We start from the raw sequence: 15,817 nt of genomic DNA, 5'->3' as shown, positions 1-15,817 counted from the left end.
GCTCACCGGGCGGCACAGAAACAACGCGTATATCACCCGCAGGGCGGCTGCGGGTGATACGCCTGCGCCCAAGCATCGTACGCAACAATAGGTAGGACAGCTCGACCATGGTTGAATTTCAAGCAGACACGTCGACATCGACCGAAGCGATAGCCATCGTCGGTATGTCCTGCCGGCTGCCGCAAGCGGAGAACCCCGCTCAGCTGTGGCAGCTGCTGCGTGACGGCCGCAGCGCGCTGGGCGCGCCCCCGGAGAGCCGCCCCGAACTGCCCTCACGGCCGGGGGGCTATCTCGAGGACGTCAGCGGCTTCGACGCGGGTTTCTTCGGCATCAGTCCGCGTGAGGCCTCGTCGATGGATCCGCAGCAGCGGCTCATGCTCGAACTCGCCTGGGAGGCACTGGAGGACGCCAGGATCCTCCCGTCCGATCTCGCCGAGAGCAGGACAGGTGTCTTCGCCGGTGTTATCGCCGACGACTATGCCGCCCTCACACACCGGCACGGAGCCGACGGCATCACCCGCCACACGCTGACCGGCCTCAGCCGTGGCGTTGTTGCCAATCGGATCTCCTACACCCTGGGTCTGCATGGACCGAGTGCGGCCGTGGACAGCGGCCAGTCCTCCTCACTGGTCGCGGTGCACCTGGCAGCCGAGAGCCTGCGCCGCGGCGAGTCCGCCATGGCCATCGCAGGCGGTGTCAACCTCAATGTGGTGCCGGACAGCACCCTCGGCGCGGAGCGGTTCGGCGCACTTTCACCAGACGGTCGCAGCTTCGTCTTCGATGCGCGGGCGAATGGATATGTGCGCGGTGAGGGTGGCGCGTTCGTGGTGCTCAAGCCGCTGCACGCGGCCGTGGCAGACGGCGACCCTATCTACTGCGTGCTGCACGGCAGCGCGATGAACAACGACGGGACGACCGAGGGTCTCACCGTACCGAGTGGGGCCGGCCAGCAGCGTGTCCTGCGGCAGGCGTACGAGCGTGCCGAGGTCTCAGCGGAGCAGGTGCAGTACGTCGAACTGCACGGCACGGGTACCGAGCTGGGCGACCCGATCGAAGCGTCGGCTCTGGGCGCGGTGCTCGGTGGCGACCGGGTGGACGGGGCCGAGCTGCGGGTCGGATCGGTGAAGACCAACGTCGGGCACCTCGAGGGCGCCGCCGGCATCGTCGGCTTGCTGAAAGCGGCGCTCTGCCTCCGTCACCGCGAGCTCGTACCGAGCCTGAATTTCGAAACCCCCAACCCGCGCATTCCGCTCGATGAGCTGAAGCTCGCCGTGCAGCAGAGCGTCGAGCCGTGGCCGCGCCCGGACGAGTCTCTCTACGCGGGTGTCAGCTCTTTCGGCATGGGCGGCACGAACTGCCACGTCGTGCTCTCGGACTGGCGCACCGAGGCAGCGGCGGAGAAGGAGTCGCCTGGCGCCGAGCCCGGCTCAGGTGTGGTGCCGTGGGTGGTGTCGGGCAAGTCGGCTGAGGCTGCTGCTGGTCAGGCGGGGCGGCTGGTGTCGTTCGTGGAGGAGCGGCCGGGGTTGGATGTCGCGGCGGTGGGCCGTTCGCTGGCGGTGTCGCGTACGCGCTTCGATCACCGTGCGGTGGTTGTGGGGGAGACCCGGGAGGAGCTCCTGGCGGGTGTGCGGGCGTTGGCTGCGGGTGCGCCTGCGGCTGGTGTGGTGTCGGGTCGTGCGGTGCCTGCGGGTTCTGTGGCGTTCCTGTTTTCGGGGCAGGGGAGTCAGCGTGTGGGTATGGGGGGTGAGTTGTATGCGGGGGAGCCGGTGTTCGCGGCTGCCTTTGATGAGGTTGTTGCGGCGTTGGATGTGTATGTGGGTCGTTCGGTTGCGGGGGTGATCGGGGGCGAGCCGGAGTTGCTTGAGCGGACGTTGTTCACTCAGCCGGCGTTGTTCGCGGTCGAGGTGGCGTTGTTCCGTCTGTTGTCGCATTACGGGGTGGTCCCGGATTATGTGGTGGGGCATTCGGTGGGGGAGTTGGCGGCGGCTCATGTGGCGGGGGTGTTGTCTGTCCAGGACGCGGCGCGTTTGGTGTGTGCGCGGGCGCGTTTGATGGACGGTGTGGCCCGGGGTGGTGCGATGGTCGCTGTGAATGCGGGGGAGGCGCGTGTTGCGGGGTGGCTTGAGGGGCGTAGTGGTGTGGAGGTGGCCGGGTGTAACAGCCCTTCGAGCACGGTGGTTTCGGGTGATGAGGCGGCGGTGCTGGAGGTTGCTGAGCTGGCTCGGGGGGAGGGGGTTAAGGCTACGCGGCTGAAGGTGAGCCATGCTTTCCACTCGGCGCATCAGGAGGGTCTGCTGGCGGAGTTGACCGAGGTCGCCCGGTCTGTGACGTATGAGGCTCCCCGCATTCCGGTTGTTTCGAATGTCACGGGTGAGGTGGTCGAGGAGTTCACGGCGGAGTACTGGGCTGTTCAGGCGCGTTCCGCGGTCCGTTTCGCCGACGGTATCGCCACGCTGGCCGGTCTTGGCGTGACCGCGTATGTGGAGGTGGGTCCCGACGCGACACTCGCGGGTCTGACGAGCGAGTGCCTGGCCCAGACCGAGACCGAGACCGAGACCGAGACCGAGACCGGGACCGAGGTCGGGGGCCGGGCCGGGGGCGCGGTCGTGGTGCCGGTGCTGCGCAAGGACCGTGCCGAGAGGCGTACCCTCCTTGCCGCCCTGGCCACTGTGCACGCACACGGCGTGGACGTGGACTGGGAGCGGTTCGTACCGGGCTCCGGCCTGGTGCAACTGCCCACCTACGCCTTCCAACGCCAACGCCACTGGCTGGACGCGCCGCGTTCCGGTGATGCGGCGGGGCTGGGTCTCATGGCTGTCGACCACCCGCTGCTGGCCGCGGTGATCGCGGAGCCGGACGGGGACGCGGTGCAGTTCTCGGCTTCGGTGTCGCTGTCCTCGCATCCGTGGCTGGCCGATCACGCGATCGATGGGACGGTCCTGGTTCCTGGCACGGTGTTCTTGGAGCTCGCGGGCGCCGCGGCCGAGCAGTTGGGCCACGCCACCGTCGAGGAACTCACCGTCCAGGCACCCCTGGCTCTCCCGGAGAAGGGGGGCGTTCAGCTGCGGCTGACCGTCGACCGGGCCGACGCGCGCGGGGATCGTCAGTTCACCGTGTACGCGCGGACCGGCGACGAGCAGTGGACCGCCCACGCGGCCGGCCTGCTCACGTCCTCCGTCCCCGCGCCGGGCGACTCTCTGGCCCCGTGGCCCCCGGCCGACGGCGTCCCCATCCCGCTGGACGGCGTCTACGACCGCCTCGACGACATGGGCTACGGCTACGGGCCGGCGTTCCACGGCCTGCGCGCTGCCTGGCGCGCCGGTGACGACCTCTTCGCCGAGGTCGCCCTGCCCGACCAGCTGCACGCCGAAGCCGCGCGCTTCGGCGTGCACCCCGCCCTCCTCGACGCGGTGCTGCACCCGCTCGTGCTGGTACTTGAGGACGCGGCCCCGGCGCAGGACGGCGGCACGATCCGGTTGCCGTTCTCGTTCTCGGGCTTCGCCCTGCACGCGGTCGGCGCCACGGTGCTGCGCGTCCGCTGGACCCGTACCGGCCAGGACTCGGCCCGTCTCGCTCTCGCCGACGGCGCCGGCGCTCCGGTGGCGGCTATCGAGTCGGTCGCCCTGCGGCCGATCGCCCGCGATCAGCTCGCCGTCGCCGGCCAGGAAGCGGAGTCCCTGTACCGGGTGGCCTGGGACGCTGTCCCGGAGGCCGAGCCGGTCGCCGAGCAGCGGTGGGTCCGGTTGGGCGAGGCACCCTACGCCGATCTCGCCGCGCTCGGCGCCGCGGTCGACGCCGGAGCCGGAGCACCGGAGTTCGTGGTGCTCGGCGAGCGGGAGCTCGTGGGCGGCAGCACCGGTGATGTGCTCGACCGGACCCACACCACGGCGGTGCGCGGGCTGGAGGCGGTACGGGAATGGCTGGCCGCCCCGCAGTTCGCCGAGAGCCGCCTCGTCCTCGTCGTACCGGACGGCGCGCTGCACACGGCCCCGCTCGTGGGCCTGATCCGTACCGCGCAGACCGAGCAGCCCGACCGGCTGGTCCTCGTCCACGTGGACGAGGGCGGTACGGAGCTGCTGCCTGGCGTGCTGGCCTCGGGTGAGCCCGAGGTGGCGGTGCGGGGCGGCGAGCTGTTCGTGCCGCGGCTGGCGAGTGCCGCGGCGGGTCCGGTGGGTCAGGCGGAGGGGCTGGATCCGGAGGGTACGGTCCTGGTGACCGGTGCTCTGGGGACGCTCGGCCGGCTGGTGGCGCGCCGGCTGGTGACGCAGCACGGCGCGCGGCACCTGCTGCTGGTGTCGCGCCGTGGCGGTGAGAGCCCGGGTGCCGCCGAGTTCGTGGCGGAGCTGGCGGAGCTGGGCGCGCGCGCTTCGGTGGCGGCGTGCGACGTGTCGGACTTCGACGCGCTGGCGGGACTGCTGGCCCAGGTCACGGCCGAGCGTCCGCTGACCGCCGTCGTGCATACGGCCGGTGTCCTGGACGATGCGACGATCGCGTCACTGTCGGCCGGTCATCTGGAGCGGGTGATGCGCCCGAAGGTGGACGCGGCCTGGAACCTCCACTGCCTCACCGAGTCCGCCGGCCTCGCCTCGTTCGTCATGTTCTCGTCCATCGCGGGTCTCATCGGCAATGCCGGACAGGCCAACTACGCGGCCGCGAACACCTTTCTCGACGCCCTCGCGCGCCACCGCCGCGCCCGGAACCTGCCCGCCACCTCTCTCGCGTGGAGCCTGTGGGACAGCGCCGACGGAATGGCCGCGACCCTCGCCGACACCGACGTCGCGCGGTGGAAGCGCAGCGGGATCGTCCCGCTGAACCCGCAGCTGGGCCTCGACCTGTTCGACGCGGCACTCGCCTCGGCGGAGCCGCTGCTGGTCCCCGCCGAACTCGACCTGGGCGCCCTGCGCGCACGGGCCGCGGAGAACGCGCTGCCCGGGCTGTTCACCGGGCTGGTCCGTCCGCGCCGCAGGCAGGCGGCCGGCGGCGCGGGCGGCGCCGACTCGTCGTGGGTCCAGCGGCTGCTCGCGCTGACCGGTCAGGAGCGGGCGCAGGCCGTGCTGAAGACCGTACGGGAGACCGTGGGGCTGGTTCTCGGGCACGGGGCCGACGCCGGAATCGACCTGGCCAAGCCCTTCACGGACACTGGCTTCGACTCCCTCACGGGCGTCGAACTGCGCAACCGGCTCACCTCGGTGACCGGGCTGCGACTGCCCACCACCCTCGTATTCGACCACCCGTCGCCCCGGGCGGTGGCGGACTTCCTGCTGGACCGGCTCGACGCGACCGGAACGGCCGTCGTCCCGTCGGCGGTCGCCCACGCCCCGGGTGTGGACGAGCCGATCGCCGTGGTCGGTATGGGGTGCCGCTACCCGGGCGAGGTCGCCTCGCCGGAGGACCTGTGGCGGCTCGTCGCACAGGGCCGGGACGCGATCGACGCGTTCCCGTCCGACCGCGGCTGGGACGTGGAATCCCTCTACGACCCGGACCCCGAGAAGACCGGCACGTCGTACACGCGCAGGGGCGGATTCCTCTACGAGGCGGCGGACTTCGATGCCGAGTTCTTCGGCCTGAGTCCGCGGGAGGCGCTCGCGACCGACCCGCAGCAGCGGGTGCTGCTCGAGGTCGCGTGGGAGGCGCTGGAGCGTGCGGGAATCGACCCGGCCTCGCTGCGCGGCTCCCCGACCGGTGTCTTCGCGGGGGTGATGTACAACGACTACGGGTCGCGCCTGGGGAGTGCCCCGGAGGGCTTCGAAGGACATCTGCTGACGGGCACGGTCTCGAGCGTCGTGTCGGGCCGGGTGGCTTACACGTTCGGTCTTGAGGGGCCGACGGTGACGCTGGACACGGCGTGTTCCTCGTCGCTGGTGGCGGTGCACCTCGCCGCGCAGTCGCTGCGCCAGGGCGAGTGCTCGATGGCCCTCGCCGGCGGTGTCACCGTGATGTCCACGCCGACGACGTTCGTCGAGTTCTCGCGTCAGCGCGGTCTGGCGCCGGACGGGACCTGCAAGTCGTTCGCGGCCTCGGCGGACGGTACGGGCTGGGGCGAGGGCGCGGGCCTGCTGGTGCTGGAGCGGCTGTCGGACGCTCAGCGGCTCGGACACGACATCCTCGGCGTGATCCGTGGGTCCGCGGTCAACCAGGACGGTGCGAGCAACGGCCTCACCGCCCCCAACGGCCCCGCGCAGGAACGCGTCATCCGCCAGGCCCTCGCCAACGCCCGCCTCGCTCCGGGCGAAGTGGACGCGGTCGAGGCGCACAGCACCGGTACCCGGCTCGGTGACCCGATCGAGGGCAACGCGCTGCTGGCCACCTACGGCCAGGACCGCGACGAGCCGCTGCGGCTGGGATCGATCAAGTCGAACATCGGTCACACGCAGGCGGCCGCGGGTGTCGCGGGCATCATCAAGATGCTGATGGCGATGCGGAACGGAGAGCTCCCGGCGACGCTGCACGTGGACGAGCCGACGCCGCACGTCGACTGGTCGACGGGTGCGGTGGAGCTGGTCACCGAGCGTCAGGCGTGGCCGCAGGTGGCGCGTCCGCGTCGTGCGGCGGTGTCCTCGTTCGGCATCAGCGGTACGAACGCGCATGTGGTCCTGGAGCAGGGCCCGGAGCCGGTCGTGGCCGGTGAGCCGGCGGTGGCGGGGCTTCCGTTGGTGGTCTCGGCGAAGAGCGAGGCGGCCCTGGCGGCGCGTGCCGGGCAGGTGCGCGAGCTGCTGGCCTCGGAGACCGTCGATCCGGCGCGGGCGGCCTCCGCTCTCGCGACTCGGGCCCCGCACCTCCCCTTCCGGGCGGCGGTTTCGGGCACCGACCGGGATGAGCTGCTGGCGGGTCTTGAGGCGCTGGCCTCGGGCCGGCCCGCGGCGAACCTGGTGCAGGGTGCGGGCACGGGCACGGGCACGGGCAAGACGGTGTTCGTGTTCCCGGGCCAGGGCTCGCAGTGGCAAGGCATGGCTCTGGACCTCTTCGACTCCTCCCCGGTGTTCGCCGCCCGGCTGGTGGAGTGCGAGCGGGCGCTGGCGCCGTACACGGACTGGTCGCTGCTGGATGTCCTGCGCGGTGTGGAGGGGGCGCCCGGATTCGATCGGGTGGAGGTGGTGCAGCCGGCGCTGTGGGCGGTGATGGTGTCCCTGGCCGCGTTGTGGCGTTCGACGGGTATCGAGCCGGACACGGTGATCGGCCACTCGCAGGGCGAGATCGCGGCGGCCGCTGTGGCGGGGGCGCTGTCGCTGGACGACGCGGCGAAGGTCGTGGCGTTGCGCAGCCGGGCGGTCGTGCGGCTGGCGGGTACGGGCGGGATGGTCTCGGTGGCCCTTCCGGCCGACGAGGTCCGCGAGCTCATCGCCCGCTGGGACGGCGCCATCGACATCGCGGCACACAACGGCCCGCGGTCCGTTGTGGTCGCCGGAGAGGTGACCGCTCTGGAAAAGCTGGTCGCCCACTGCAAGGACAACGGCATGCGCGCCAAGCGCATCCCGGTCGACTACGCCTCCCACTCCGCGCACGTCGAAAGCCTGCGGGAAGAGCTTCGCGACGCCCTGTCCTCGATCACTCCGCGCGCCGTCGAGGTGCCCTTCCTCTCCACCGTCACCGGGCAGTCGCTGGAGGGCACGGAGCTCGACGGCTCCTACTGGTTCCGCAACCTGCGCCAGACCGTCCGGCTGGAAGAGGCCACCCGGACCCTGCTCGACCAGGACCACCGCGTCTTCATCGAGGCCAGCGCCCACCCGGTGCTGACCATGGCGCTTCAGGAGACGATCGACGACACGTCGTACGACAGCGCCGTCACCGTGCCCTCGCTCCACCGCGACGAGGGCGGACTCGACGACTTCCTCGCCTCCGCGGCGCAGGCCCACGTCTCGGGCGCCCCGCTCGACTGGGCTGCCGTGGTCGGCGGCCCCGGCGCGGTCGTCGACCTGCCGACCTACCCCTTCCAGCGCCGGCGCTACTGGCTGGAGGGCCCGGCGCGGGCCGGGGACGCGGGGGGGCTCGGCATGACCGCCGAGCGGCACCCGCTCATCGGCGCCGCGCTCTGGATGGCCGACGAGGACAAGCTGGTCCTGAGCGGCAGGATCGCCCTGCACACGCAGCCCTGGCTGGCGGACCACGCCGTGTCCGGCACCGTGCTGCTCCCCGGTACGGCCTTCGTCGACCTCGCCATCCGGGCGGGTGACCACACGGGCCTCGACCAGCTCGACGAGCTGACCCTCCAGGCACCGCTGGTGCCGCACGGGCGCGCCGCGGTACAGCTCCAGGTCGTGGTCGAGGCTCCGGACGAGGAGGGCCGGCGCGCGCTGTCGGTCCACTCGCGCCCGGAGCCCGAATCCGAGGACACCGCGGTCCACCCGTGGACCCTGCACGCCACCGGCGTACTGGGGTACGCGGAGGAACGTGCGGGCGTACCGGCCGACACCGCCTGGCCCCCGGCCGGCGCCGAGCCGGTCGACCTGACGGCGGCGTACGACATGCTCGCCGAGCGGGGCTTCGAGTACGGACCCGCCTTCCAGGGCCTGCGGGCGCTGTGGCGCGCGGGAGAGGAGATGTTCGCCGAGGTCGCGCTCCCGCAGGACGTCCCCCCTGACGAGTTCGGGATCCACCCGGCCCTCCTCGACGCCGCCCTGCACCCGCTGGCCCTCGCGGAGGACAGCCGCGTGGTGCTGCCGTTCGCCTGGACCGGCGTCCGGCTGCACGCGGTGAACGCCGGCGTGCTGCGGGTACGGATCACGCCGGAGGGCTCGGGTGCCGCCCTGTCCCTCGCCGACGCGAGCGGTGCGCCGGTCGCGTCCGTGCAGACGCTCAGCCTGCGGGCCGTGGACCCCGCGCGGCTGGCCGGCTCGGGCGCCTCCCGCCAGCCGCTGCTGCAGGTGGAGTGGGCGACCGCCCCGGAGGCCGCCCCGGCCGCCGGATGGGCCGTCCTCGACGAGTCCGGCAGCGGCCGGTGGGAGCTGCCCGCCCCGTTGGGCAGCTACGCCGACCTCGCCGGCATGGTCGCAACCCCGCCGCTCGTCGTGGTCCCCTTCCCCGGTGAGGACGGGCCCGGCGCCGTGGCACACCGGGCCTTGAGGCTGGCCCAGGAGTGGCTCGCCGAGGAACGGTTCGCGGGCTCGCGCCTGGTCTTCGTGACCCGTGACGCGACCACCGCCCGTACCGAGGACGGACTCGCCTCGGCTCCCGTCTGGGGGCTGGTACGTACCGCCATGGCCGAGAACCCCGGCCGGTTCGGGCTGCTGGATCTGCCGGACCGGGACCTCACCGAGGCCGAGCTCGGCCGTGCGCTGGCCGTACCGGACGCGCAGGTGAGCCTGCGGGACGGGGCACTGCGCGTACCGCGGCTGGTCAAGTCGCCGGCGACGGATGACGCCGTGCCCGCCTTGAACCCCCAGGGCACCGTGCTCATCACGGGCGCCACCGGCACGCTGGGCCGGATGTTCGCCCGCCACCTCGTCGCCGGACACGGCGCCCGGCACCTGGTGCTGGCGAGCCGCCGCGGCCGGGACGCGGCGGGCATGCCGGAGCTGGAGGCAGAACTCGCGGCTCACGGAGCCGACGTGTCCGTGGTCGCCTGTGACACGGCCGACCGCATGGCGGTCGCCGCGATGCTGGACGCGATCCCCTCGCAGCACCCGCTCACCGCGGTCCTGCACACCGCAGGTGTCCTCGACGACGGCACGCTGCACGCCCTCACGGCCGAGCAGCTCGACACCGTACTGCGCCCCAAGGTGGATGCCGCCCGGCATCTGCACGAGCTGACGGCCGGCCTGGAACTGGACGCGTTCGTCCTGTTCTCCTCGCTGGCCGGTACGGTCGGCACCGCAGGACAGGCCAACTACGCCGCGGCCAACAGCTATCTGGACGCCCTCGCGCACCACCGCCGGGCCCTGGGCCTGCCCGGTACGTCGCTGGTCTGGGGCCTGTGGGCCGAGGGCAGCGGGATGACCGGCCACCTCACGGACGCCGACCTCGCCCGCATGGCCCGGGGCGGCATCGCCCCCATCGGCAGCGAGCAGGGGCTGGCGCTGTTCGACGCGGCCCTCGCGGCCCGTGGGCCGGTGCCCGTTCCGGCGTTGCTGGACTACACCGGACTGCGGGCACAGCGCGAGGACGGCACCCTGCCCGCGCTCTTCCACGGTCTGGTGCGCCCGGCACGGCGCGCCGCCGCCGGTGAGCAGGCGGGCGGGAACTCCCTTCGGGAACGCCTGGAGCGCCTGGCCCCGAAGGAGCAAAGGCGCGCGCTGCTGGAACTGGTCCGCGACGTGGTGGCCTCCGTACTGGGGCACAGCGACGCCGACCAGGTCGCGCCCGACCGGGCCTTCAAGGAGCTGGGCTTCGACTCGCTCACGGCAGTGGAACTGCGCAACCGGCTGAACGCGGCCGCGGGCCTGAAGCTGCCTGCGACGCTGGTGTTCGATTATCCGAACACGGTCGGGCTGGCCGACTTCCTGCGGACCGAACTGTTCGGCTCGGCCGCCGTCATGGCCGAGGCCGAGCCGGTCGCAGGCGCCTCCGACGAGCCGATCGCGATCGTATCGATGGCCTGCCGCTACCCGGGCGAGGTCAGCTCCCCGGAGGAGCTGTGGGCGCTGCTGTCCGACGAGCGTGACGTCATCGGCCCGTTCCCCGACGACCGCGGCTGGGACCTGGACGGCCTGTACGACACGGACCCCGACCGGGCGGGCACCTCGTACACGCGGCACGGCGGATTCCTCCACGAGGCTCCGCAGTTCGACCCGGAGCTGTTCGGGGTGAGCGCCCGGGAGGCCACCGCCATCGACCCGCAGCAGCGCCTGCTGCTGGAAATCTCCTGGGAGGCCTTCGAGCGCGCGGGTATCGACCCGACCTCGCTCAAGGGCAGCCAGACCGGTGTGTTCGCCGGTGTCATGGCCAACGACTACGCGGCACGCCTGAAGGACGTCCCCGAGGCCATGGAAGGCTACCTGTCGGTCGGCAGCACGGTCAGTGTCGCCTCAGGCCGCGTCGCCTACACCTTCGGCCTACAGGGACCGGCGATCACCGTCGACACCGCCTGCTCCTCCTCGCTCGTCTCCCTCCACCTCGCCGCGCAGGCGCTGCGGAACGGCGAATGCGGGCTGGCCCTGGCCGGCGGTGCGACCGTGCTGGCCTCGCCCAGTCTGTTCGTGGAATTCAGCCGGCAGCGTGGCCTGGCACCGGACGGCCGGTGCAAGTCGTTTTCCGCGCGGGCGGACGGGGTGGCCTGGGCCGAGGGCGCCGGAATCCTGCTGCTGGAACGGCTCTCCGACGCCCAGCGCAACGGCCGCCGGATCCTTGGCGTGATCCGCGGCACCGCCGTCAACCAGGACGGTGCGAGCAACGGCCTCACCGCCCCCAACGGTCCCTCGCAGGAGCGGGTGATCCGGCAAGCCCTGGCCAACGCGGGCCTGACCTCCGCGGACGTCGACGCGTTGGAGGCCCACGGCACCGGCACCACGCTGGGCGACCCGATCGAGGCCCAGGCCGTGCTCGCCACCTACGGGCAGGAGCGCCCGGCGCCTCTCCTGATGGGCTCCCTGAAGTCCAACGTCGGACACTCCCAGGCCGCCGCCGGTGTGGCCGGCGTCATCAAGATGGTCATGGCGATGCGGCACGGGGTGCTCCCCAAGAGCCTGCACATCGACGAGCCCAGCCCGCACGTGGACTGGTCCACCGGCGAGGTGGAACTGCTCACCGAGGCGGTGCCGTGGCCCGAGACCGAGCGGGCGCGCCGGGCAGGCGTGTCCTCCTTCGGCATCAGCGGTACCAATGCGCACGTCATCGTGGAGCAGCCGACGGCCGAGGGGACGGTCCCGCAGCCCGAGCCGATGCCAGTCGTGCCGCTGCTGCTGTCCGCGCACACCGACACGGCCCTGCGTGCGCAGGCCGACCGGGTGGGCGCGGCCCTGGCCGGCACCGGGCAGCAGGACCTGGCGTCGGCGGGCCGGACCCTGGCCGTAGGACGGGCCGGACTGCCGCACCGCGCCGTGGTGGTGGCTGCCACCTCCACCGAAGCGGTCGACGGATGCGCGGCGCTGACCGTGCGGGGCACACCCGTGCAGGGCCGCACGGCCTTTCTCTTCACCGGTCAGGGCAGCCAACGACTCGGCATGGGCCGGGAGCTGTACACCGCCTACCCCGCCTACGCCGAGGCCCTGGACGCCGTATGCGAAGAGCTCGACCCGTGGCTGGAGACGCCGCTGCTCGATGTCCTCTTCGGTGAGGACCCGGTGCCGCTGGACCAGACCGGCTTCGCTCAGGCCGCCCTGTTCGCCACCGAGGTCGCGCTCTTCCGGCTCCTGGAAGGCTGGGGCGTACGGCCGGACTTCCTCGCGGGCCACTCCATCGGCGAGCTGGCCGCCGCGCACGTCGCGGGCGTCCTCTCGCTGGCGGACGCGGCGCAGCTCGTCGCGGCCCGCGGCCGGCTGATGCAGGCACTGCCCGGTGGCGGCGCGATGCTCGCAGTGCAGGCCGAGGAACAGGAGGTAGTGCCGCTGCTCGCCGGCAGGGAGGGCCTGCTGGGTGTCGCCGCCGTCAACGGCCCCACCTCCGTGGTGCTCTCGGGCGACGCGGATGCCGTCGAGGCCGTCGGAGCCGAACTCGCCGCCCGGGGGCGCAGGACCAAGCGACTGCGCGTCAGCCACGCCTTCCACTCCCCGCACATGGACGCGATGCTGGACGAATTCCACATGGTCGCGAAGGGGCTCACGTTCGCCGCGCCCACCATCCCGATCGTCTCCACCCTGACCGGGCAACCGGTCGGCGCCGAGGAACTGACCACACCCGAGTACTGGGTCGGGCACGTCCGCCGGCCCGTGCGCTTCCTGGACGCGGCACGCGCCCTGGAAGCCGAAGGCGTGCGGACCTTCCTGGAACTCGGCCCTGACGGTGTTCTCAGCTCGATGGGGCAGGACTTCCTCGACGCGGGGGCGCTGCTGGTCCCGCTGCTGCGCGGCGGGCGCGACGAACCGCACACCGCCGTCACCGCCCTGGCCCACGCCCACGTACGGGGTGTGCCGGTAGACTGGCGTGCCCTGTTCGGCGAGAACGCCGGACCGGCCGCAGACCTGCCGACCTACCCCTTCCAGCGCGGGCGCTACTGGCTCACGGAGGGGCCCGGAGGCGGCGACGTCGCCTCAGCGGGACTCGACTCCGCACGGCACCCGCTCCTTGGGGCCGCGGTTCCGCTCGCCGACTCCGACGGCGTCCTGTTCACCGGCCGGATCTCGGCCCGCAGCCACCCCTGGTTCGCCGACCATGCCGTGGCCGGCACCCTGCTGGTCCCGGGCACGGCCCTGGTGGAGCTCGCGCTCCACGCGGGAGCCGCACTCGGCTGCGAGCGGCTGGAGGAACTCACCCTCCAGGCACCCCTGGTCCTTCCCGACGAGGGTGCGCTCCAGCTCCAGATCACCGTCGGCGGCCCCGACGGAGACGGCCACCGGCCCGTCGCCGTCCACTCGCGCGGAGACCAGGAAGGCGACGTCTGGAACCGGCACGCCACCGGAACCGTGGGAGCCGCCGTACCCGGCGCCCCCGAACCCGACCTCGCGTCCTGGCCTCCGGCCGGCGCCGAACCCCAACCGGTCGAGGGCCTGTACGACCGCCTCGCCGACCAGGGCTACGGCTACGGCCCCACCTTCCAGGGCCTGAAGGCGGCATGGCGTTCGGGCGAGGATCTCTACGCCGAGGTGGGGCTGTCCGCCGCCCCTGACGGATTCGCCCTGCACCCGGCACTGTTCGACGCCGCGCTGCACCCACTGCTCCTACAGGAGTCGGCCGGACTGCGGCTGCCCTTCTCCTTCGGCGGCGTCCAGCTGACCGGGGCGTGGACCGGCGTCCTGCGGGTCAAGCTGTCGGCCGGCCCGGACAAGACGGTCGCGGTCAGCATCGCCGACGAGACGGGCGCGCCGGTCGCGACCGTCGCCTCGCTCGCCCTGCGGGCCCTGCCGGCGGGGACCGCGCTGACCCGCCCCTCCGACCAGTACGGGTACGCGGTGGAGCGGGCCGGTGTGGAACTGCCCACCGGGGGCGGCACGACCCTCGCGGTCCTCGGCGAGGCCGACCTCGGACTCGCCGCCGAGCACCACGCCGACCTGGCCGCCCTGGCCGCCTCGACGGCGGACAGCGCGACCGCACCCGACGTGGTCGTCCTTCCGGTACGCCCGGCCACGGTGCAGGAGACCGGCCGGATCACGGAGGAGGTGCTGGCGGTACTGCGGCAGTGGCTCGCCACCGACGCGCCGGCCGGAGCGCGGCTCGCCGTGGTCAGCACCGGGGAACTGGCGCACAGCGCACTCTCCGGGCTGCTGCGCACCGCCGAGTCGGAACACCCGGGTCGTTTCCAGCACGTGATCACGGACGGCTCGCCGGCCGACCGCGAGCTGCTGGCCGCGGCGCTGGCCGATCCCCGGCCGCAGCTCGCACTGCACCAGGGCCAGGCCTACGTGACCCGGCTTGCCAAGGTCCCGCACCCGGCCCGGATCCCGGACGCCGACGACGCGTTCGACCCGGAGCGTACGGTGCTGATCACCGGTGGCACGGGCGCACTCGGAGCCCAGGTCGCCCGGCACCTGGTGACCGCCCGCGGCGCCCGCCGCCTCCTGCTCACCAGCCGGCGAGGCGGGGCGGAGGACCTGGTCGCCGAACTGAGGGCGCTCGGCGCGGACGTGCGGGTCGCGGCATGCGACGCGGCCGACCGCGAGGCGCTGGCCGGGCTGCTCGCCTCGATCCCGGACGAGCACCCGCTCACCGCGGTCGTGCACGCGGCCGGAGTCGTCGAGGACGCCACGCTGGAGGCCATGAGCCCGGGAAGCCTCTCCCGGGTCCTGCGGCCGAAGGTGGAAGCCGCCTGGAACCTGCACGAGCTGACCGCCGGACTGGAGCTGACGGACTTCGTCCTCTTCTCGTCCGTCGCCGGCCTGGTGGGGAACGCCGGGCAGGCCAACTACGCCGCCGGCAACACCTTCTTGGACGCGCTCGCCGAACACCGGCGCGCCGAGGGCCTGCCCGCCGTGTCCCTCGCCTGGGGGATGTGGCAGGACGGCATGGCGAGCGACCTCGACCGTGCCGACCGGGCCAGGCTCGCACGCAACGGGATCCTGCCGATGCCGACCGACCGCGCACTCGCCGCCCTCGACGTCGCCCTGGCCGGAGCCGAGGTGCCACAGGCCGACGGCGAGGCGGAGAGCCGGCCGGTGCTCGCGCCGGTGGCACTCGACCTCGCGGCCCTGCGGAGCCTCGGAGAGGCACTGCCCGAGCTGTACCGGGGCCTGGTGCGCACCGAGCACCGGCCGGTCCTGCGCGCCTCCGCTCCGGCGGAGATCCCGCTGGCGCAGCGGCTCACGGGCCTGGATGTGGAAGAGCAGCACCAGCTGCTGCTCGACTTCGTCAGGGAACAGGTCGGCGTCGTCCTGGCCCACCCGGCCCCGCGGACGATCGACGTCCAGCGCGGACTGCTGGACCTGGGCTTCGACTCCCTCACCGCGGTCGAACTGCGCAACAGGCTGAACGCCACCACCGGACTGCGGTTGTCCAGCACGCTCGTCTTCGACCACCCGACCACTCAGGCTGTCGCCGCATTCCTGCGGGGCGAGCTGGCCGGCGAGGCGGTGGACCCGGTCCAAGCGGCCCTTGACGCACTTGAGGCCGCTCTGTCGGCCGCCGGCCCGGCGGACGGCGACGGACCGGCAGGAACGTATGCCGCGCGGCTGCGCGGGCTGCTGCGGACGGTGGGCGGCGGCGCCGACGGCGCAGGCGGCGCCGACCTCGAGCTGGCAACCGACGACGCACTCTTCGCGGCACTCGACAACGAACTCGGCAGGTAGACATGGAC

The 15,817-nt window shown here is 72.8% G+C and carries 1 protein-coding gene; it reads left to right on the top strand.

All coding sequences use genetic code 11. From position 1 onward, the window contains the following. Nucleotides 1-107 precede the first annotated feature (107 nt). A complete protein-coding gene (locus DTL70_RS01380) occupies nt 108-15,809 on the top strand; it encodes a type I polyketide synthase (RefSeq protein ID WP_114019966.1) in 15,702 nt (5,233 codons plus the stop codon). Nucleotides 15,810-15,817 lie beyond the last annotated feature (8 nt).

The sequence above is a fragment of the Streptomyces diacarni genome (assembly GCF_003323715.1).
In the GTDB taxonomy this organism is placed as follows: Bacteria; Actinomycetota; Actinomycetes; order Streptomycetales; family Streptomycetaceae; genus Streptomyces; species Streptomyces diacarni.
This window is presented reverse-complemented; position numbering and strand designations above follow the sequence as displayed.

Coding starts and splice junctions, on each gene's coding strand:
- DTL70_RS01380 (WP_114019966.1), top strand. CDS start 108: ATGGTTGAATTTCAAGCAGACACGTCGACATCGACCGAAGCGATAGCC.